Raw genomic sequence first — 3,062 nt, forward strand, 5'->3', positions numbered from 1 at the left:
CGAGGGCGAGCCGCAGCGGCTCAGCGGCGCCGGCCGGGCGGTCGCCTGGGCGGTCTGCCTGCTGCCGGTGGTCATGGGCTTCTTCGCGCCGGTGCTGTTCATGCTGCGGCCGCTTGCGGCCGACTGGTCGGTGCTGCCCTGGGGCCGCTTTGCCGAGTGGGCCGGCAACAGCGTGCGCCTCGGGGCCATCACGGCGGTGCTGGCGGTGCTGATTTCCTTCGTGCTGGCCTTTGCGGTGCGCAGGAGCCGCGACCTGCTGACGCGCGCGGTGGTGCGCCTGGCGAGCCTGGGTTATGCCGTGCCGGGCGCGGTCATCGTGGTCGGGCTGCTGCTGCCGGTGGGCTGGGTGCAGGAGGCGGCGCCGGGCTGGGGGCTGCCCACCGTCATCACTGCGACGGCGACCGGCATCGTCTGGGCCTACCTGGTGCGTTTTTGCGCCGTGGCGCTGCAGTCGGTGCAGAGCGGCTACGCGCGCATTCCCATGAGCCTGGACGATTCGGCGCGCATGTTGGGGGTGGGCGGGGCGCAGCTGCTGACTCGGGTGCACTGGCCGCTGCTCAAGCGGTCGGCGGCGGCGGCGGCGCTGCTGGTGTTCGTGGACGTCATGAAGGAGCTGCCCGCCACCATGGTGCTGCGGCCCTTCAACAGCGACACGCTGGCGGTGGTCGCCTACCAGCTGGCGCGCGACGAGCGCCTGGGCGAGGCGGCGCTGCCCTCGCTGGCGCTGGTGGCCGTGGGGCTGGTGCCGGTCATCCTGCTCAGCCGCACGCTGCGCTCGGCGCGGCGCTGACGGCCCCGCGGCGCGCCTACACTCGGGCCCATGACCGCCCGGCCCGACATCACCATCTACCACAACGCCCGCTGCAGCAACTCGCGCGGCGCCCTGGCGCTGCTGCGCGAGCGCGGGATCGAGCCGACCATCGTGGACTACCTCGCCGAGCCCCTGGATGCCGCGCAGCTCCAGGCGCTGGTCGCGCGCCTGGGCGTGCCGGTGCGCGAGCTGCTGCGCAGCAAGGAGGCGGCCTATGCCGAACTCGGCCTGGCCGACCCGGCGCGCACGGACGACGAGCTGATCGCCGCCGTCGCGCAGCACCCGCAACTGCTCAACCGCCCGATCGTGGTCACGCCGCGCGGCGCGCTGCTGTGCCGCCCGCCCGAGCGGGTGCTGGAGCTCCTGTAGGGCGGGCACGCAAAAACGGCGGCCCGCCAGGGAGCCGCCGTCCGGAGCCTGGGGTGCAGGCGCCGCCTGCACCGCCGCACTCGCTCGCTCAGCGGGACTTGCCCACCTTGTACACGCTGTCGTCCTTGTCGCCCGTGACTTCCAGGATGCCCACGGCGCCCTTGCCGGCGCGCGACAGTGCGTGGTCCACCAGGGTGTACTGGCCGGGGTAGTCCACCTTGAACTCGACGATGGTCGCGCCGCCCGGGGCCACCAGGGTGGTCTGCACGTCCTTCTTGATCGAGCTGGTGGAGCCTTCGCTGTAGACCTTGTCGAAGATCTCGCCGATCACGTGGAAGGACGAGATCTTGTTCGGCCCGCCCACGCCGAAGTAGATGCGCACCGTCTCGCCGACCTTGGCCGTGAGCTTGTGCTCCTTGGTGAGCGAGCCCACGGCGCCGTTGAACACGTAGTAGTCCGGCAGCTCGGCCGCCATCTTGTCCAGGTCGGCGTCCTGGTGCGTCTTGGCGCCGTGCGGGCGCGTGGTGTACATGTCGCCCTGCATGACGTAGTACTCGCGGTCCACCTTGGACAGGCCGCCTTCGGGCTCGACCAGGATCAGGCCGTACATGCCGGCAGCGATGTGCTGCGGCACCAGGGGCGTGGCGCAGTGGTAGACGTACAGGCCGGGCTTGAGCGCCTTGAAGGTGATGGTCTTTTCCTGGCCGGGGCCGACCTGGGTGTGCTCGCCGCCGCCGTGCCCGCCGGTGACGGAATGCAGGTCGATGGAGTGGATCATCTTGCTGTCGCGGGCGTTGGCCAGCGTCAGCTCGATGCTGTCGCCCACGCGGGCGGCGGCACGGCGGCCGGGTCGAGCGCCACGCTCACGGCGGCGGCATCGGCCGGGCGCGAGGCGGGGGCGGTGTAGAGCTGCGCACCGCTCAGGGGCGAGACCTTGGCGGCGGTCGGGGCAGCCTTCTGGCCCGGTTCGCCGGTGACCTCGAAGCTGCCTTCCATGCCGATCTGGCGGTGGCCTGGGATGGTGCAGTAGTAGGTGAAATTGCCGGCCTGCGTGACGGTGAAGCGCACGGTCACGGTGCCGGTGTTGCCGTCGAACTTGGGCGACTGCACTTCCAGCTCCGGAATAGCGAGGTCGTGCTCGGCGCCTTCGCCGCTCTTGAGCACGATCTCCACCGTATCGCCCACGGCGGCGCGCAGCACGGGGTTGGGAACGCCGTGATCGTCCAGGAAGACCATCTTGCCGTCCACGATGCCGGTCTCCAGCACGAAGCGCCGGACGGCGCCGTCGGGAGTCTTCTCGATGGCGGGAGCAGGGACGGCAGCGGCGGCAGCCGGCGCCTGGGCGACCTGGTGGGAACGCTGTTCGGCCAGGGCTGCGTAGGCCAGCGTTCCCACGCACAGCGTGGCAGCAGCGATGGCCAGGGGCAGGCGGGAGAACGAACGCGGGGATTGCATGAGACCTTCCTTATGAAGAGGAGCTTGAGGTTGTCTCCTCGGCCGCCAATCGTGGGGAGCACGTGCGCACGGACAGGGTGGTGCCTGTATTTCGCTATGCTTTTGGTGATGTCCGTGTGCCCCTTCCCGCCATTCCTGCCGAGCGCCCATCCGTGGCGGGAGGGGCGCTCCGTGGTCCGCTGCGGCGGGGCCGCGACATGATCCGCGTCGCCCTCCTGTCGGGCCTCGGCCACACCATCGTGGTGGTGCTGGGCCTGCTGATCTATGTGCTGGGCACGCGCATCAACCATCAGCGCCGCCACCCCTCGGCCGCCATCGGCTGGGTGCTCGGCATGGTGGCCTTCCCCTACGCCACGCTGCCGCTGTTCCTGCTGTTCGGCGTGCGCAAGTTCGCGCGGCCGGCGCGGCGCTACCACTGGCAGCGGCC

At 70.9% G+C, this 3,062-nt stretch carries 4 protein-coding genes and 1 pseudogene; 3 read left to right on the forward strand and 2 right to left on the reverse strand.

The window, feature by feature from the left end; translation table 11 throughout:
- Both A612_RS06145 and arsC read left to right on the forward strand, forming a co-directional pair.
- On the forward strand, window positions 1–790 hold a 790-nt coding region (locus A612_RS06145), incomplete at its 5' end, for an ABC transporter permease (protein ID WP_019373640.1).
- A gap of 30 nt (window positions 791–820) precedes the next feature.
- Window positions 821–1,180: an arsenate reductase (glutaredoxin) gene (gene arsC / locus A612_RS06150; RefSeq protein ID WP_019373641.1), complete on the forward strand. Its 360-nt coding sequence runs from the start codon at window positions 821–823 to the stop codon at window positions 1,178–1,180.
- Between the two features lie 88 nt (window positions 1,181–1,268).
- Here arsC and A612_RS16475 read toward each other — a convergent pair whose 3' ends face one another.
- Together A612_RS16475 and A612_RS16990 are read right to left on the reverse strand one after the other, a co-directional pair.
- The gene (locus A612_RS16475; protein ID WP_051001459.1) at window positions 1,269–2,006 is read right to left on the reverse strand and encodes a multicopper oxidase domain-containing protein; all 738 of its coding nucleotides are present in this window, start codon (window positions 2,004–2,006) and stop codon (window positions 1,269–1,271) included.
- Entirely contained in the window at window positions 1,985–2,635 is a 651-nt protein-coding gene (locus A612_RS16990; RefSeq protein WP_051001460.1) for a cupredoxin domain-containing protein, read from the reverse strand. Before A612_RS16990 ends, A612_RS16475 begins: the two co-directional genes overlap by 22 nt.
- A 197-nt stretch (window positions 2,636–2,832) precedes the next feature.
- Between A612_RS16990 and A612_RS06160 the strand changes: the two are divergent.
- Window positions 2,833–3,062: pseudogene (locus A612_RS06160) on the forward strand (PLDc N-terminal domain-containing protein); the annotation flags it as partial.

This window comes from Melaminivora alkalimesophila (genome assembly GCF_000282995.1).
Classification (GTDB): Bacteria; Pseudomonadota; Gammaproteobacteria; order Burkholderiales; family Burkholderiaceae_C; genus Melaminivora; species Melaminivora alkalimesophila.